Origin of the sequence: Neorhizobium alkalisoli (assembly GCF_007829835.1) — a bacterium.
Taxonomy (GTDB): domain Bacteria; phylum Pseudomonadota; class Alphaproteobacteria; order Rhizobiales; family Rhizobiaceae; genus Neorhizobium.
Genome location: NZ_VIWP01000001.1, coordinates 720141 through 737986, shown reverse-complemented (window position 1 = coordinate 737986; position 17846 = coordinate 720141). Strand labels below are relative to the sequence as shown.

Below are 17846 nucleotides of genomic sequence, written 5' to 3'. Positions count from 1 at the left end.
TAGTTTTAGTCAGGTTTTCCGCACAGGCGGCAAACAGCTCTCAATCTGGAGATCGTCATGACCAGCTCGTCACTTGCAACCCGGCGCCTTTCGCCACTCACCACTCCCTCCGACCTTGGCGCGATTGCCCGTCAGGAGATCTCTGCATCGCTGACTGCCCTTCTGGCGGATGTGTTTGCGCTCTACCTGAAGACGAAGAATTTTCACTGGCACATGTCCGGCCGCAATTTCCGTGACTATCACCTGCTTCTCGACGAACACGGCGACGAGCTTCTTGCCCTGACTGACGTGATTGCCGAGCGGGCCCGCAAGGTCGGCGGTACGACGCTCCGTTCGCTCGGTCATGCCGCCAGGCTCCAGCGCATCGCCGATAATGACGCAGATTTCGTTACGCCGGACGATATGCTGGCCGAGCTTCGCGAGGACAATCTGCAGCTCGTTTCCATCCTGCGCGAGCTGCACGCCACCGCATCCGAGCACAACGATGTTGCAACGACGAGCCTCATCGAGACCTGGGTCGACGAAGCCGAGCGCCGCGTCTGGTTCCTGTTCGAAATCTCCCGCAACGTTTGAAACGGCCACATCCCATGATCAGCAATTCTTTTCCGATCAATCGCCGCAACGTCCTGATCTCCGGCGCTGCAACGGCGGCTGCAATGACCATTCCCTTTTCGTCCCCGGCACAGGCTGCCACGAAAAAACACCTGAAAGAAGGAAACAGAACCATGAGCTACGTTACAACCAAGGACGGCGTTGAAATCTTTTACAAGGACTGGGGTCCGAAGGATGCGCAGCCGATCCACTTCCACCATGGCTGGCCGCTCTCGTCTGACGACTGGGACACCCAGATGCTGTTTTTCCTTGCGAACGGCTATCGCGTCGTCGCCCATGACCGCCGTGGCCACGGCCGCTCGAGCCAAGTTTCCGAAGGCCATGACATGGATCATTATGCCGCCGACGCCAATGCCGTCGTCGAGCACCTGAACCTGAAGAATGCCGTCCATATCGGCCACTCGACCGGCGGCGGCGAAGTCGCCCGTTATGTCGCGAAATACGGCCAGCCGCAGGGCCGCGTCGCAAAGGCCATTCTCGTCTCGGCAGTCCCGCCGCTGATGGTCAAGACCGCCTCCAATCCGGGTGGTACGCCGATCGAAGTCTTTAACGGCTTCCGTGCCGCACTCGCCGCCAACCGCGCCCAGTTCTTCCTCGATGTCGCGTCCGGCCCGTTCTACGGTTTCAACCGTCCGGACGCCAAGGTCTATCCGGGTGTGATCGACAACTGGTGGCGTCAGGGCATGATGGGTGGCGCGAACGCCCATTACGAAGGCATCAAGGCCTTTTCCGAAACCGACCAGACCGAAGACCTGAAGAAAATCACCGTTCCGACGCTGGTCACCCAGGGCGATGACGATCAGATCGTGCCCTACCAGGATGCTTCCGAATTGCAGATCAAGCTGCTGAAGAACGGCACGCTGAAGATCTACAAGGGTTTCCCGCACGGCATGCTGACGACCCATGCCGATGTCATTAATCCGGATCTTCTGGCCTTCATCAAGGCCTAAACCGGAGGCCTCTTCGTCGAAAACAATTGAAAAGTGGTGGCGGGCGAAAGGCCCGCCATTCACGCATCCGGCAATCCGCTTGCACAAACCCTCAACCCCTAAGTCCCGGGAGGCGAATGATGGACCAAGAACTGACCTTCTCCGAGATCCTGACCGATCCGTTGATCCGTGTGATGCTCAAGGCCGACGGGATTTCGCTGGGTGATTTTGCCGACATTGTTCATCAGGCCGCCGAACGGCTGAACCCGGGCTTGGCCTATGCTTGCCACAAGGGCAGCACATCAACGACATCGCCGGCATCCACATTTGCCTGGTGGCCTGCGAGCATGATCAGCACCGTGGCCTGCGAGAGCGTGTGAAGGCTGGCCGAGCCGCGCTCCGGCAGTGGATCCGCGATCGTCATCCCTTTCGAAGGATCGGTGACGAGCCGGCCGGGCAGGATATGCGTTCGCCCCAGTGGCTTGGAGAATGATCGCGAGACCGGAAGGCGAAGCCAGCCATCCTGCCTGGTCTTGCGCCCTGCAAGGCAATGGACCAAAGGGCGACCGAGGACGGCGCATCCTGCCGCTGCCGCAAGCGGGTTCCCCGGAAGGATCAGGATCGGGCAATGGTCGACATCCCCGAAACCGATCGGTTTGCCCGGCCGCATGTCGAGCTTCCAGAATTCCAGATGTCCGCGCTGTGACACCGCCCGCGTCAGGTGATCGGCAAAACCGGCAGACGCGCCTCCGGATGAGATGATCAGATCATGGTCACCTGCGGCACCGACGAGAGTGCGAAGCAGATGATCGGGGTCGTCGCCGATAATGCCAAGGTCCGAAATCTCGGCGCCCGCCGCCTTCAGCATCATCGACAGCATCGGCCGGTTGCTGTCATAGATCTGGCCGGGAATGAGCGGCGCAGGGGCATCGCGCAGTTCATCCCCCGTCGACAGGAGCGCAACCTTCGGCTTCGGCGTGACCGAGACGGATTGGAACCCGAGAGCCGCCAGAAGAATGATCTGGCCCGGCCCGATTATCGTGCCGGCCTCCAGGATCAAATCCGATTGCGCGATATCGTCGCCGGCACGCCGGATATGGGCTTTGTCGGTGCTTGCGGTGAACAGACGGACCTGATTGCCCTCCAGCCTCGCATTTTCCTGCATGACAACGCGGTCGGCCCCTTTTGGCATCATGGCGCCGGTGGTGATCCGCGCCGCTTCGCCGGGGCCTATTTCATGCTGTCCGGTCTGGCCGGCGGCAATCGTCGAAACGATCCTGAGTTGAACCCCGGTGCCGCCGCCCGCAAGATCCGCCGATCGCACCGCGAACCCGTCCATGGCCGCATTGTCGAAGCGCGGGAGATTGGCCGGTGCGGTCAGATCCTGTGCCAGCACATGACCGGTTGCGTCGGCGAGGGGCATTTCCACGGAACTCGGAAATGCTTCGATATAGCCGGCGATGAAGTCGATGGCCTCCGATAGCGTCTTCGGTATGGGGCTTTCAGTCTTCATGCTTGGTGAGCCTTGTACGATCTTCCGCTAAGCTTTTGCGATGCCCGTGTCCATTCGGATCGGTATATGGTTCCGGTAGTGAAAAGAAGAGAGAAGCTCTCCTCCAATCATTTCTTTGGCTCTTCCGGCGGTGGATTGGTGAAGTCCGGATGAAGCGGGCCATAGGGCATTGAGACCATGAGAGCGGCAATCGCAAGGCCGCCGATTGCAGCCCAGAACGACAGGACGAAAAGATCGCTATAGGCAAGTACGGTCGCCTGGCTCCGGATACGGCCTGCGACGGTGGCAAGCCCCTCGATATGCGCCCGTGAGCCGGCGCCGAACAGGTGCTGCAGCTTGCCGAGAACCGCATGCAGCGGCTGGGATGTGGCCGATATCGGGCCGTTCAGGATATCCGAGTGATATTGCTCCCTCTGTCTCTGCAGGGTCGCAAGGATGCTTGTCGCAAGCTCGACGCTGCCGAGCCGCACTACCTGGATATAGGCCGATACCGCCGTCGAACGTGACGGGTCGGAATTGCCGATCAGGTATACGACCGTCGCGAAGAAGGCGAAGGACTGGCCGGCCGTGTGGAGGATGACCGTCGGAAAGAAATTCCACGGCGCCCAGGCGAGGGTGAGTTTTGACCCCAGTTGTGATCCGAGCGCCATGAGCGCCAATCCAAGGACGATGCAAAGCCGCGCATCGAAGCGGCGCAGCAGGAGGATCGCGATCGTGATGAACAGGAAGACCGGAATGACGGCGCCGGTGAGATAGAGGCCCGCAATGGAAATGGGCCTCAGCCCGACGACGTTCTGCAGGAAGCCGGGAATGGCAATCGATGCGCCAGCGCTCGACAGGGCGTAACAGATGATGATGGCGTATCCGAGCCCGATATTGCGGGTCATGATAACGCTGAAATGCGCCCAGGGATGCGCGACAAGGCTTTCGTTGATGAGGAAGCCGATGGCAAGGATCGAGCCCCCTGCAAGAAGCGCGATGATCGTGCCCGATTGAAGCCAGTCAAGCCGGTTGCCTTGATCGAGCCCGACATAGAGCATGGTCATCGACGAGCCGAGCAGCATCATTCCGCCCCAGTCGGCATTTTCGAGCAGGCGGATATTGATCTGCTCCCTCGGAGCGGCGATGAAGAGCAGAAGCGCGATCAGCGGTGCGACGATCACATCCTGCCAGTACATCCACTGCCAGCCGAGATAGTCCCCATAGAAGCCGACCAGCACAAAGCCGAGATTCTGCGACAGGGGCACACGCAGCGCATAGATGGCGATGCCGATCAGCCAGTATCTCTTGTCGAGATTGCGGAAGATCACCATGATCGTCGCCGGGATGAACACGCCGAGCAGCAGCCCTCTTATCGCGTGCAGCACGAAGAGCAGCGGTCCATCGTTCACCAGCGGGATTTCGAGCGAGACGACGGAATAGACAAGTGCCGTCGGGATCATGACCCTTCGCACGCCGAAAACGGTCGCAAGCCAGGCAACGCCGGAGGCGATCAGGATCTGCGGGGCGTTGGCGATCGTGCTCAGCCATGAGGCTTCGTCGATGCTGAGCGAATAGGCCGCGCGCAGATCCGGCATGCCGACCACGAAGACACGTGTGTCGAAACCGACGACGAAGGATGCGAGGATCAGGGCGGCAACGATCAGAAGCGGGCGGGCGACCGTGGTTCCGCTGGTGATCGGACCGAAGGAGCGGACGACGGTCGTCATGGGTGCCCGTCGCCGGGCGTATTGATGGTCACGGTTGCCGACATTCCCGGGCGCAGGCGCTGCAGCAATGGCTGGTCCGCATCGATCGCGATCTTGACCGGGAGCCGCTGGACAACCTTGGTGTAATTGCCTGTCGCATTGTCGGGTGGCAGCAGGGCGAAGATCGACCCGCTCGCCGGTGAAAGATCGATCACGGTGCCGCGCAACATTTGGCCCGGAAAGGTATCGATCCTGATTTCGGCCTTGTTGCCCGCCGACATGCGCGAAAGCTGGGTCTCCTTGAAATTCGCGGTGACATAGACATTCGGCAGCGGCACTTCCGCCAAAATGCCGGTTCCGGCGCTGACGAAATCACCCTCGTGAACGAGCCGCCTGCCGAGCATTCCGTCGAATGGAGCGTAGATCCGGGTATAACCCTCGTTGATTTTGGCTGTATCGAGATTGCCTTGGGCGGCGGCGACCTGAGCGCGAAGCAAAGGCTCCTGTCCCTGCAGGACTTTCAGCTGGGCCTGCTGCTGGGCGATGGCGGCTGCTGTCGACCGAACGGAGGCGGCGGCCTGGAGTGACACGGCCTGCGCCTGCTGCAGGGCCTGCTGCGTCGTCGCTCCGCCGAGATCACGCTGGCGCTGATACTCTTCCGATGTTTGCGTCTGCTGGGCGAGCGCCGATGTATGCTGCGCTTCCGCCGCCTCTATTGCCGCCTTTTGCAAGTCGATCTGGTTGGCGAGATTTGCAAGCGTGGCGTTTGACGAGGCGAGATTGGCGGTTGCCACCGTGACGGCGGCCTCGTAACTGCGGGGATCGATCTGGGCAAGCAACTGGCCCCTGGTGACTCTCTGATAATCGGCGACGGGAATGCTGCTGATCGTGCCGCTGATCTGGGCACTGAGCGTCGAGATGTCGGCATTGACGATAGCGTCGTCGGTCGACTGATGGGACGCGCCAGCAATCCAGCTATCCCAATCGATGATAGCCGAGGCGACCGCTGCACCAACGATGATGACCGCAAGGAAAGGGATCGCCACGCGCCGGATCGTCGCCAGTATGGCGGAAGGCGGCTGCGTGGTCGCAGTGGGGTCACCGCTCCCGGTATTGGTCTGGTCGGTCATCGCTGTTGAAACCTGTCGTGCTCGATGGAGTAATTGTTTTCGCGCGCAGGGTAACAAGCCGGACGGGTGCCGGACACTATACGCATGAATAGGTCCATAGACCGTCAGTAGGGGAGGAAGAGGGCTCCGTGCCTAGGCGGTTTTCCATGGCCGCCTGTCCAGGTCGATCATGCTCTCGTCCGCTTCGTCAGCCCGGGCATCCCGGCGCCATGCGGAGGGAGTAACGCCCTTGGCTTTCCGGAAGGCTCTCGCAAAATGGGCCTGATCGGCAAATCCGCAGAGGGTGGCGATTTCGCTCAAGGGAAGCATCGAGCTTTCCAAGGCCTGTATCGCCTTGTCGATCCTGTGCTGCGCGAGCCATTGATAGGGAGAAAGGCCTGTCGAAGCCTTGAAGGCTCTGGCGAAATAGCTCAGCGACAAGCCACATTCGCCCGCGACCTGCAAAAGCGTCATGCGGTTGGTCAGACTGTCTTCGAGCAGCGTTACGGCGCGGCTCAGTCGAAGTGGCGCCAGGCCGCCACGAGTGATGTTCGACATATGCCCTGCACTGCCTGTTTCGCTTGATCGTCATGGTGTTGACGACAACCATCTGGAGCGAAACCGGTCGTGCGATAAGCCGGTATCTTGTCGAAACCGTTTTGCCTGAAAGGCACAGGCAAACGAAATGCCTGCCGGTCTGCCGCCTGAGCGCGGCAGGATCACGCCTTGCTGATCAGCTCGGCCGGAATTTCGGCGAAACCTGGTAGAGGCTGAAAGAGGGTGTGAGGATCACATTGCGCCTCCAGGCTGCCGGCGGCATGCCCTTGGCTTCGCTGAAGACTCGTGTGAAATGCGCCTGATCGGAAAAGCCGCAGCTGGCCGCGATTTCCTTCAGTGTCAGCGACGAGTTCCTCATCAGCTCGGTCGCCTTGTCGATGCGGCGCTGAGCGAGCCACTGATGCGGTGTTCCACCGGTCGAGACCTTGAAGGCCCTTGCGAAATACGAGGACGAGAGCCCGCATTCACGGGCGACATCCGACAGGTTCAATCGTCCGTGGAGATTGGCGTCCAGAAGCGCTGTCGCCCTGTTCAATTGCAGCGGTGTCAGGCCGCCGCGACGGATATGGGACTGGCGATGGACGCTGCCATAGGTCGATGCCAGATGGACGAGCAGCCCCGTGCCGACATAATCCAGCAGGAGCTGGTTGGTGTCATAACGACCGTCGAAGATCGGCACGAGCGCATTGACGATGTTGTGGACGATCGGATCGTTGATATCGGCACCGGGCGCGATATCGAAACCTTCCAGAGGTTTCGTGCCGATCTCCTCTTCCAGGGAAAAAAGCGCCCGCCTCGAAATGTAGAAGTTCACGCAGTCAAACGGCGATTGCAGGTCCGCTCGCCAGACACGTGAATAGTCGTAGAGCGTGAAATTTCCCCGCCGGCTGCCGCGGAAATCGACCTGTTTGCCATCAACCCACAAGGCGCCCTGGTAATCACGCCGCTGCAGGGAAAGCATGAACGCGTCTTCCGGTACATGGTCATCGGTCATGCCGTGGCCGGGCGTGTCGCGCGTGATTCTGGATGCCGAAAGCAGACCGCCACTGAGAGACGACGCAACGACCTGTGGCGTCCGCAGGACGCGCAGATATTCCATGTTGCGATTGTCTAGAGATTGGTCCTTGGGCAACCTAAATTCTCCGCCTGCTCCGCATCATGATCGGCAATCAGGCGTGTAAACTTCATCTGCCGACTTCGCCGGCAATCTCAAAAGCATGGTCGTCCCATCAGCGTTGGAACGTGCGATATCGAGGCTGCCGCCATGCAACTGGGCGATCGTTCGGGCGATAGCGAGCTTGATACCGCGGCTGCCCTGTTTGGTCGAATAGGATGGGTCAAATATCGCGTCGCGCGCCTCGATCGGGATCGAGGGGCCGCTATCGGAAAAAGCGACGACCAGATGTTTATCCTGCACGGTACTGGAGATGGAAAGCCAGCGCGGTTCCGGTACGTCTTTCATTGCGTCCAGCGCAACGCTGATCAATGTGACGATCGCCTGTTCGATCTGTTTGGCCTCCGCGAAGATCATCGCTCCTTTCGACAGATCGCATTCGCTTCTGACATTGGCCGCAACCAGCTCGACTGACGCAGCTTCGAGCGCGCCGGCGACAATCGATCCGACGTCAACGAGTTCGAGTGCAGGCCCACCCGACTTGCTGGTCGAGCGATAGGCCGAGACGATATTGCCGACAGAAAACGTCGATGCGGCAATCTTTCGAAAGGATTGCCGCGCCCTTTCGAGTTTCGGGGTCTCGTGGTTGAGCCATTGAAGGCCCGCGCCGGCATGGGCGACCACTGCGGAAAGCGAGTCATTGATCTCAAGCGCAATGGATTCCGCGATGCCCGAAAGAATGATCGGATCGATGCCGGTAAATATGTCCGCCTGGCCCGGGCTGATTACCGGTTCGCTGCCCTTCTGCATATGCAAGGCTTTCCCAAATGCCAGTGCATAAAGCTCGATGGCCTGGACGATCGATTGTGGAAAGCCGCGGCTACTATCGGCAGTTTCCAGATAGAGAATGTGAGAAACGTTTCCGGGCTGTCCCATCGGCACGCATAGACATACGGATGCGCCGGTCGCGGTGAGGGACGCGTTAGAAGCACCGTGAAAAACCGTTTTACCCAGGGAGGCAACCTGCTTGACGAGCCTTACCTGATAGGGCGCGAGAACAACGGAAGGTCTGACGTCGAGAGGCGCTTCGCTGTCGTCTGCGTCCACCCACGTCTCAACAACAAAGCTGTCTTCGTCGGGGCGAAGCAGAAGTCCCTTGTCGGCTCCGGAAAATCGGACGACCGCAGCGAGCAGATCGGCTGCATTCTGTCCATACTCACGGAGTCCGCCCTCTGAATTCTTCTCCGACCCAGAAAACGCGTCGACCATACTCACCACCGTGCGTAAGTTTTCGTGCAGCGAGAATAAAAGACGTTGTGCACTGCAGCAGTCAATGCGCGGCGTATCGCCCCCTGCATTTTAGGGTAAGTCTGTTCAAATCGAGCGCGCCTGACCGCCGTATTCTTCAAAGCTGCGGATTATGCCGACTGGCGGGAAGGCTCTGGCACATCGCAATCTCATATCCGCCCGATGCCTTGTCGCCGTCGCTGCAGTCTTCGTGGCAATTCGCAGAGCCGCATATTTTTGCATAGCTGATCTATACGTACGTGTAGTTGCGACTGAGCCTGTTAAGCGCGAATGTCATGGCAGATGCTCCGATCGTGAGTGTCAAGCAACCGAGCGATCCCCGCTCGCCACAAGCCATTCACGCGAAGGAGTGCCTCGATGTTGGGTCTCAGCGCTTTGGAACTTGCCCGACTGCAATTCGCCTTCACTGTCTCGTTCCACATCATCTTTCCGGCCATTACCATCGGCCTTGCCAGCTATCTGACCGTCCTCGAAGCGCTGTGGCTGATCCGCCGCAATCCGGTTTATGTCGAGCTCTACCACTTCTGGTCGAAGATCTTCGCCGTCAATTTCGGCATGGGCGTCGTCTCCGGTCTGGTCATGGCCTACGAGTTCGGCACCAACTGGAGCGCGTTTTCGCAGTTTGCCGGGAGCATCACCGGGCCGCTCCTGACCTATGAGGTCCTGACCGCCTTCTTCCTCGAGGCAGGCTTTCTCGGTGTCATGCTGTTCGGCTGGAACAAGGTCGGCCCCGGCCTGCACATGTTCGCAACAGCGATGGTTGCCCTGGGCACGCTGATCTCCACCACCTGGATCCTGGCGTCGAACAGCTGGATGCAGACGCCGCAGGGTTTTGAAGTCGTCAACGGCCGGGTCGTTCCGACCGATTGGCTTGCCGTCATCTTCAATCCGTCCTTCCCCTTCCGTCTGGCGCATATGACGCTCGCCGCCTACCTGTCGACGGCGCTCTTCGTTGCCGCTGCCGCAGCCTGGCATCTCCTGCGTGGCCGCTCGACGCCGGCAATCCGCAAGATGTTCTCCATGGCGCTCTGGATGCTGCTGTTTGTGGCGCCGGTGCAGATGTTCGTCGGCGACGCCCACGGCCTCAATACGCTCGAACATCAGCCGGCGAAGATCGCCGCGATCGAGGGGCATTGGCAGAATGATCCGAACGCCACCAGCCTGCCCCTCATCGCCTTCGGCATTCCCGACATGAAGGCTGAGGAGACGAAATATGCGATCGAGATCCCGTTTCTCGGCAGCCTGATCCTCACCCACACGCTGCATGGCAAGATCCCCGGCCTGAAGGAGTTCGCGCCGCAGGACCGCCCGAACTCCACGATCATCTTCTTCACCTTCCGGATCATGGTCGGCCTCGGCCTTGCCATGTTGCTCCTCGGCGTCTGGGGTGCATACCAGCGCTGGCGCGGCAAGCTCTACGAGACCCGGCTTTTCCTGCTGTTTGCGCTCTGTATGGGGCCGGCCGGGCTGATCGCGGTTCTCGCGGGCTGGATCACCACGGAAGTCGGCCGCCAGCCCTGGGTGGTTTACGGGATCCTGCGCACCCAGGATGCGGTCTCCAACCATTCTGTCCTGACGCTGAGTGTCACGCTCGTCATGTTCATCGTCATGTATTTCCTGATCTTCGGCACCGGCATCGGCTTCATGCTGAAAATGGTCGCCCACGGACCCGACGAAGGTCGCGGCAGCATGTCGCCACCGGATGGCGGGCAGGTTCACCGACCCGCAAGACCTTTCTCCGCCGTTCCCGACACCATCAATCCCGCGCCGCTGCGCGAAACCTCGGAGATTTGAGATGGGTATCGATCTTCCCCTCATCTGGGCGGTCATCATCGCCTTCGGCGTCATGATGTATGTGATCATGGATGGTTTCGATCTCGGGATCGGCATCCTCTTTCCCTTCGTCTCCGACCGCCAGGAGCGTGACGTCATGGTCAATACCGTGGCGCCGGTCTGGGATGGCAACGAGACCTGGCTCGTGCTGGGTGGGGCGGCGATGTTCGCAGCCTTTCCGCTGGCCTACGGCTTCCTGCTCAGCGCGCTTTATCTGCCCCTGATGTTCATGCTCGCCGGCCTGATCTGGCGTGGCGTCTCCTTCGAGTTCCGCTTCAAGGCCTCCGACCGGCACAAGCCCTTCTGGGACAAGGCCTTTGCCTGGGGCTCCTATATCGCGACCTTCTCGCAGGGTGTCGCACTCGGCGCCTTCATCAACGGTTTCGAACTCGACGGCACGACCTTTGCCGGCACGGCACTCGACTGCTTCACGCCGTTCAGCATTTTTACCGGCTTTGCCCTGATGGTCGCTTATGCGCTTCTCGGGTCGACCTGGCTGATCATGAAGACGATTGGCGACCTGCAACGCCGCATGCGTGATCTGGCACAGTGGGTTTCGATCGCGCTCCTCGCGATCATCATCATCGTCAGCATCTGGACGCCGCTCGAACATCCGCAGGTCGCCACGCGCTGGCTGAGCTTTCCAAACCTCTTCTATTTCGCCCCTGTCCCCGTTCTGGTTCTGGGCGCGACCTGGCTTCACCTGCGTGTCCTGCGCAGCCGGGAGGTGCATGCAGCCCCCTTCATTCTGGCGCTGCTGATGATCTTCCTGGGTTATACGGGGCTGGCGATCAGCATGTGGCCCAATATCATCCCGCCGTCGATCACTATCTGGCAGGCCGCCGCTCCGCCGGAGAGCATGGGTTTTGCTCTGGTCGGCACGCTCCTGATCATTCCAGTCATCCTCGTCTACACGGCCTGGTCCTATTACGTGTTCCGCGGCAAGCAGGCGGTTGGCGAGGGCTATCACTGATGGCGATCCGCAGCCTCGTTCACGGACCGGTCAAGCGCTTTGGATGGATGGTCGCCATCTGGTGCCTGTCCGTCATCGGCCTCGGCGTCTTCGCCATGATCTTCCGTTTCATCATGTCCCTGGCGGGACTGACCGAATAGCCCCGCCGGATTCACGCCCCAAAACACCGACTGACCTATCAAGGAGTAGACCATGGCCACGAAGGCAGCAGACGTCATAACCGAAATTCTTCACGCCGCCGGCGTACAGCGCATCTACGGCGTCGTTGGCGACAGTCTGAATGGCCTGACGGAGTCGTTGCGCGTTCGCAAGGATATCGAATGGGTCCACACGCGGCATGAGGAAACAGCCGCTTTTGCCGCCGGCGCCGAGGCGCATCTGACCGGTCAGCTGGCCGTCTGCGCCGGCAGTTGCGGACCGGGCAATCTGCATCTGATCAACGGTCTTTTCGATTGCCATCGCTCGCGCGTTCCGGTTCTCGCCATCGCCGCCCAGATCCCTTCGGCCGAAATCGGTCGCGGTTATTTTCAGGAAACCCATCCGGACCAGCTCTTCCGCGAATGCAGCCATTTCTGCGAAATGGTCAGCCACCCGGACCAGCTCCCGGGCGTGCTGGAATCGGCGATCCGTGCGGCGGTCGGCAAGCGCGGCGTCGCCGTCATCGTCATCCCGGGGGACGTGGCGCTTTCCGAGTTCAGCGGCAAGATCTCCCAGCCGGCCACATTCGCGCTGCCGCAGCCATCCGTCACGCCGCCGCCGAGCGAAATCGTCCGTTTCGCCGATATCCTCAATGGCAGCTCGAAGACGACCCTGTTCTGCGGCCGCGGTTGCCAGGGCGCCCATGCCGAGCTGCTGAAGCTTGCCGAACGCCTGCAGGCGCCGATCGTCCACGCGCTCGGCGGCAAGGAACATGTCGAATGGGACAATCCCTATGATGTCGGCATGACCGGCCTGATCGGCTTTTCCTCCGGCTACGCCGCCATGCATGATTGCGATACGCTCGTCATGCTGGGCACAGACTTTCCCTATCGCCAGTTCTTCCCCTCGCATGCCAAGGTCGTGCAGGTGGATCTGCGCCCGGAAAATCTCGGCCGGCGCGTGTCGCTCGACCTTGCTCTTGTCGGCGACGTCAAGTCGACGATCGAGGCCGTCTTCCCGCTGGTCGAGGCAAACCCGAACAAGGCCTATCTCGACTATTGCAAGGAGCGCTACGTCAAGGCGCGGGCCGGGCTGGATGACCTTGCCACCGGCAAGGCCGGCCGCAAGATCCATCCGCAATATCTGGCAAAGCTCGTCAGCGATCACGCTTCCGAAGATGCGGTCTTCACCTTCGATGTCGGCACGCCGACGATCTGGGCCGCACGTTATCTGAAGATGAACGGCAAGCGCCGGATGATCGGCTCCCTCGCCCATGGATCGATGGCCAACGCCATGCCGCAGGCGATCGGCGCGCAGTCTGCCTATCCAGGCCGGCAGATCATCAGCCTTTCGGGCGATGGCGGGTTTTCGATGCTGATGGGCGATTTCCTGACGCTCGTGCAGCAGGATCTGCCCGTGAAGATCATCATCTTCAACAACTCGACGCTTGGTTTTGTCGCCATGGAAATGAAGGCATCCGGCTTCCTTGAGACAGGAACGGAGCTGAAGAACCCGAACTTCGCGGATTTCGCGCGGTCCGTCGGTGTTCATGCGCTTCGTGTCGAGGATCCGTCGGAACTGGAGGATGCCATCAAGGATATCCTGGCCCATGACGGGCCTGCCCTGCTGGATGTCGTGACCAATACCCAGGAGCTTTCCATGCCGCCGCAGATCAAGGCGGAGCAGGTCAAGGGTTTCAGCCTCTGGGCGCTGCGCACCGTCATGAATGGCCGCGGTGACGAGCTCGTCGACCTGACGCTCTCCAACTTCCTTGAGAGATGATCCGATATTTTCAGCGCATGAACACCCCATGCGCTGAAAGACCTAGCTGGCAAAGGACGTCACCAAATCTTTTGCCAGCGGACGCAGGCACGATCCTAGGCTGCGATGTCCGAACCATCACCGGCCGGACGAGCCGTCAGAGGCAGGCGGAAGATCATCGTCGTGCCCGATGCGTTCGAGCTTCCGATGCCAAGGCTGCCGCCATGGACTTCGGCAATGGTCTTGCAGATGGCAAGCCCCATACCCAGACCCTTGTCCTTCGTCGTGAAGAACGGGTCGAAGATCGATTCCCGCACGGAGGGCGGCACGCCGCTGCCTGTGTCGGTCACCGCAAGGATCACGAAGGAATCCCTGATCTCGCTTGCGATTTTCAGCCGCCGACCAGTCGTCAGTGCATCCATCGCGTCGATCGCATTGGTCATCAGGTTCAGCACCACCTGCTGGACCTGGATCGGATCTGCGAACAGCAACCCGCCTTCGGCAAGCTCGCACTCGATCTCGACACTCTGGGTTCGGCTGTCTGTCTCGACGACCGCCAGGACATCATTCACGACATCCTTGAGATCGATGAATTCGAGATTGGCAGGCGCCTGCTTCGCCAGGGCGCGCAGTGCGGAAATGATGTTGCTGGCCCGAACGCCGGATTGCTCGATCCTGGTAAAATTCGAGATCGCGTTTTCAATCTGCGGCACTGGCTGCTTCAGCCAGCGAATGCCGGAATGGGCGAATGTCACAATGGCCGACAGCGGCTGGTTGATCTCGTGCACGATCGACGCCGCCATTCCTCCGAGCACACTGACATGCGAATTCTTGATCAGCTCGGCGCGTGCATTGGTAATGGCGCTTTCCCGTGCCTTTTTCGCGCTGCTGCCGCGGTGCTGTTCCTGCAGCTGCGCCTTCAACCGGATTGATTCCGTCGTCGCGATGGCGAAGAGCTCGATTGCCTGCTCCGCCTCAAGGGAGAAGGCGTCGCTGACGGCATTGTTTTCCAGATACAGGACGCCAAACACCCTGTTTCCGTCCATCAGCGGAACGCATAACAGCGACCGGACGGAGCATTCGCTCAGGCTGGCGGCATGGATATCTCCGGCCTCGGCCAGCGCATTGCCGTAGCGAAGCGAGCGGGCGGATTCGACGACCAGCTTGATGATCGATGCCGGCGCCATTTCATGTGTCAGAAGGGTCGGTTCGGTCGTGAAGCTTGTCAGCCCGTCACGGAAACGCGTGCTTGCAATGACACTGTATGTATCGCCATCCACGCTGATCAACTGTCCGCGCATCGCACCGGAATATTCGATGGCGGCGCTGATCAGATCGTTGATCAGCGAATCTGCTCTTTCGATCGGCGGAATGCTCTGGTCGGGAAGCTCGACATCGACGGGGACCGAAAACACCTCGGCGAATTCCCTGCGAAGGCGATCGGCCTGCTGCTCCGCCCCCCATTTCTGATAGTTTGCCTGTGCCTGTCGAATGTGGCTGAAGGCCGAAAATGAAAGACCGATATCAAGCGCAAGACGGCCGACACGTTCGTGGACAAGCGCAAGCTCGTGCAGGAAGCCGGCTTGTTTCGCAGCCTTGATCGAGAGTTCGTACTGGCGAAGCGCTCCGATCGTATCGCCGGCGGCACGGGCGAGTTCGGCGTCGATAAAGGCGACCTTGTTCGCGAATGTCGACGGGTTCTGTTCGGCGAGGTCACGAAGGATGCCTTGCCCTTCGTTTTCCGGCGCATCGATCCCCAGCATGCGATCGGAGAGCGCTGCGTAAAAATGCAGGTCGGCGAGGTGAATATGGGCCGGTGTCGTCCATTTCCATTTGCGCGCTTCTGCGAGGGATTTCGCCGCGAGTGCAATTCGTCCGCAATAAAATTGCGAGATGCCCTCGAACAGGTGTCCCCAGAACACCAGCGGTGACATTTCCGAAGCGGCATCCGACGTGGCAATCGCGACGATGGAGCCGGGCTCCCTTGCGCAATCCTTCAGGCCTTCGACAAAAGCGAGCTGGACCTCAAGGATGCGGATGACCTCCTCGAAGCCGACGCTTCGCGCCATCGCAATGCCGCGATTGGCCTCGTTGCTGACCACTGAAAGAGGCGCGCCCATGGCGAGAAGATCGGAAACGATATGGTTCGTGGCATAACATGCCATGCTGATATCGCCGCTGTTCTTGCCATGCTCGAATGCTTCCTTGGCGCGCGAAAGCGAATAGGAAAGCGGGCGTAGCCAGACGGAAACCTGATCCAGCGCGACAAGTGCCGATGTCCTGTAGGCCTGGAAGGAATGGCTCTGCGAGAGCGCCACGGCTGCCTCCGCCATGGCCAGCGCCATCTCGAAATCGCGGTATTCGCTGGCGACGCATACACCGCACCACGCCAGGCCGTAACAGGTCGCCTCGCTGACGCCATGGGTTGCAGACAGCTCGACGATCTTGGCCGTATGCAGGAATTTCAGCCCGTCATCCGAGAAGAACGAGGATTGCAGGGTCGCCAGAAGATCCATGGCCACCATGACCGTTTCATCGATAAGGCGAGGCTGCTCGGAGATTGTTTCGAGCTTCAGTTTTCCGACTGCGGCAGACACCGCCTTGTGCGCACAATCGAGCTCGGTGGCGGACGGTTTTCTCGTAAGCCTGACATCGAGCAAGGCAAGCCCCGTCAGCGCGACTTCGATCGCCTGCTCGAAATGCCCTCGCAGGATCAGAACTGCCGCCTTCAACCGGGCGGCCCTGGCCCTCTCCGGCGCCGACTCGGCATGTTCGACCAGCCGCTCCAGTTCGTGATCATCGACCGCCGCGCCATGGCGGTCGACCAGGATGGCGCATCGCAGTTCCGCAAAAATCCAGTGATATCTGTCGGATATATCCAGCAGCGAGACGAGTTCGATACCCTTTTCGGCATATCGCAGGGCGCCGTCGAGAGCGCCCACCGCCTTTGCGATCTTTGCCGCCCTGTCGAGGGCAGCAAGGGCCGGGGAGAGATCTTCAAGCAGGATCGGGCTGTGCTTGGCCTTCACGATCTGTTCGGCCACGGCCAGCTGCTGATCCGTCGATGACGCTTTCAGGCTCAGCATGGATCTGGCGATGCAAGCGTGCCTTTCAGTACGCTCCGCCTTGCTGAGATTGGCGCGGATATGCTCGCGCACGGCATCATGCGAGAATTCCCAGGCGGCATCCTCCGTCTGCAGAAGACCAAGCAGGATTGCCGGTTCCACGGCGCGGGCGAAGACTTCGGACGAGATACCCGTCGTGGACATCATCAGGGCGTTTTCGCCGGTAAAGCCGATGCAGGCTGCAAATTCGAGGAGACGCCGTGTCTCGGCCGGCAGCTCCGTGACGATACGGCTCAAAAGCGCATTGAGGCTCCAGTTCTTCTGATCCGAAACGAACTGGGCGAGATCCGGTGCGGTTTCGGCCCGGCCAAGGACATTCAGGATGAGCTGGATATGAAACGGATTGCCGGCGGCGACGGACTGGACCAGCCGCGCCAGTGGCCCGGTCGTTTCTCCGAACTGTTTCGAGGAAACGAGGCCTTCGACCGCTTCGTAGGCAAGCGTCTTGAGGGTGATGTCGGTGACGCGCACCGCGGTGTCGCCGAGAAAGCTCTCAAGGCCGGCATCGCCGAAATTCGTCTGGTCGTCGTTTCGATAGGCTCCGACAACCAGCATGTCTCGAAAACCACGCTCGGACAGCGAGCGCATGAGCTGCATGGAGCTTTCGTCGAGCCAGTGAAGATCGTCGATCAAGAGGACGAGGGGCGATTGCGGTGACGCGCAGGACTGAATGGCAGCGATGAGCCGGTCCTTGACCCTGTTGGCGGCGGCCAGCGAGCCGGCATCGCGGACAGACGCGAATTCCTCGATCGCCTGCGCCGGCAGCAATGTGCCAAGCGCCTTGAGAACCGCACTATAAGGAACCCGCTGAAAAGCCTCATCGGCCTTGCCGATGGCATGGCGTATCGTACCATTCGCCGACAGAAATGCGTTGACCAGCGAAGTCTTGCCGAAGCCGGCGGCGCCGCCGATCAGGACGATTTCGCCAAAACCCGTCTGCGCGACGCGCTTATAGGCCTGGAGGAGCATGTCGAGTTCGGCATCCCGACCAAAAATCTGCCGGTTTCCAAAAGCGTATGTCATCAATGTACCTGGGGCTTCGCTTGAGACGACACGAAAAGCACCCGGGTCAGGCACTGTCAAAACGATTTTGCGATGCAGCAAATCTTTTGGTGAGCAATCTTCAAATTACATTCATATCGTTCAACGCAGCCGCCAAATGGCGCCGTTGCGGATAGGATATCG

At 60.2% G+C, this 17846-nt stretch carries 13 protein-coding genes; 6 read left to right on the top strand and 7 right to left on the bottom strand.

Annotated features, from left to right (window positions below; all coding sequences use genetic code 11):
• Positions 1 to 57: 57 nt before the first annotated feature.
• Together FHW37_RS03250 and FHW37_RS03245 are read left to right on the top strand one after the other, a co-directional pair.
• A complete protein-coding gene (locus FHW37_RS03250; protein ID WP_145632402.1) occupies positions 58 to 573 on the top strand; it encodes a Dps family protein in 516 nt (171 codons plus the stop codon).
• A gap of 152 nt (positions 574 to 725) precedes the next feature.
• Positions 726 to 1562: an alpha/beta fold hydrolase gene (locus FHW37_RS03245; RefSeq protein ID WP_432442821.1), complete on the top strand. Its 837-nt coding sequence runs from the start codon at positions 726 to 728 to the stop codon at positions 1560 to 1562.
• Positions 1563 to 1818: 256 nt separating this feature from the next.
• On the opposite strand, the gene FHW37_RS03240 is transcribed toward FHW37_RS03245, so the two are convergent.
• From FHW37_RS03240 to FHW37_RS03215, 6 genes are all read right to left on the bottom strand, one after another.
• Positions 1819 to 3054, bottom strand: a complete 1236-nt coding sequence (locus FHW37_RS03240) for a molybdopterin molybdotransferase MoeA (protein ID WP_145632396.1) — start codon at positions 3052 to 3054, stop codon at positions 1819 to 1821.
• Between the two features lie 107 nt (positions 3055 to 3161).
• Positions 3162 to 4763, bottom strand: coding sequence for an MFS transporter (locus tag FHW37_RS03235; RefSeq protein ID WP_145632393.1), 1602 nt, complete (start codon positions 4761 to 4763; stop codon positions 3162 to 3164).
• A complete protein-coding gene (locus FHW37_RS03230; protein WP_145632392.1) occupies positions 4760 to 5872 on the bottom strand; it encodes an HlyD family secretion protein in 1113 nt (370 codons plus the stop codon). Before FHW37_RS03230 ends, FHW37_RS03235 begins: the two co-directional genes overlap by 4 nt.
• Positions 5873 to 6004: 132 nt before the next feature.
• Complete coding sequence (locus tag FHW37_RS03225; protein WP_145632389.1) at positions 6005 to 6409, bottom strand: helix-turn-helix domain-containing protein; 405 nt, start codon at positions 6407 to 6409, stop codon at positions 6005 to 6007.
• A gap of 175 nt (positions 6410 to 6584) precedes the next feature.
• On the bottom strand, positions 6585 to 7508 hold the full coding sequence (locus tag FHW37_RS03220) for a helix-turn-helix domain-containing protein (RefSeq protein WP_145633820.1): 924 nt from the start codon (positions 7506 to 7508) through the stop codon (positions 6585 to 6587).
• Between the two features lie 57 nt (positions 7509 to 7565).
• Positions 7566 to 8630: a sensor histidine kinase gene (locus FHW37_RS03215; RefSeq protein WP_186458122.1), complete on the bottom strand. Its 1065-nt coding sequence runs from the start codon at positions 8628 to 8630 to the stop codon at positions 7566 to 7568.
• Between the two features lie 558 nt (positions 8631 to 9188).
• Between FHW37_RS03215 and FHW37_RS03210 the strand changes: the two genes are divergently transcribed.
• Genes FHW37_RS03210 through poxB form a run of 4 tightly spaced genes read left to right on the top strand, consistent with a single transcriptional unit; the run spans position 9189 to position 13557 of the window.
• Complete coding sequence (locus FHW37_RS03210; protein ID WP_145632383.1) at positions 9189 to 10625, top strand: cytochrome ubiquinol oxidase subunit I; 1437 nt, start codon at positions 9189 to 9191, stop codon at positions 10623 to 10625.
• A 1-nt stretch (position 10626) separates the two neighbouring features.
• Positions 10627 to 11637, top strand: coding sequence for a cytochrome d ubiquinol oxidase subunit II (cydB, locus tag FHW37_RS03205; protein ID WP_145632381.1), 1011 nt, complete (start codon positions 10627 to 10629; stop codon positions 11635 to 11637).
• Complete coding sequence (locus FHW37_RS03200; protein ID WP_145632378.1) at positions 11637 to 11777, top strand: DUF2474 domain-containing protein; 141 nt, start codon at positions 11637 to 11639, stop codon at positions 11775 to 11777. The genes cydB and FHW37_RS03200 overlap by 1 nt, the downstream gene beginning before the upstream one ends.
• A gap of 52 nt (positions 11778 to 11829) precedes the next feature.
• The gene (poxB, locus tag FHW37_RS03195; RefSeq protein WP_145632373.1) at positions 11830 to 13557 is read left to right on the top strand and encodes a ubiquinone-dependent pyruvate dehydrogenase; all 1728 of its coding nucleotides are present in this window, start codon (positions 11830 to 11832) and stop codon (positions 13555 to 13557) included.
• Positions 13558 to 13652: 95 nt separating this feature from the next.
• On the opposite strand, the gene FHW37_RS03190 is transcribed toward poxB, so the two are convergent.
• Positions 13653 to 17684, bottom strand: coding sequence for a trifunctional serine/threonine-protein kinase/ATP-binding protein/sensor histidine kinase (locus FHW37_RS03190; protein ID WP_145632370.1), 4032 nt, complete (start codon positions 17682 to 17684; stop codon positions 13653 to 13655).
• Between the last annotated feature and the right edge of the window lie 162 nt (positions 17685 to 17846).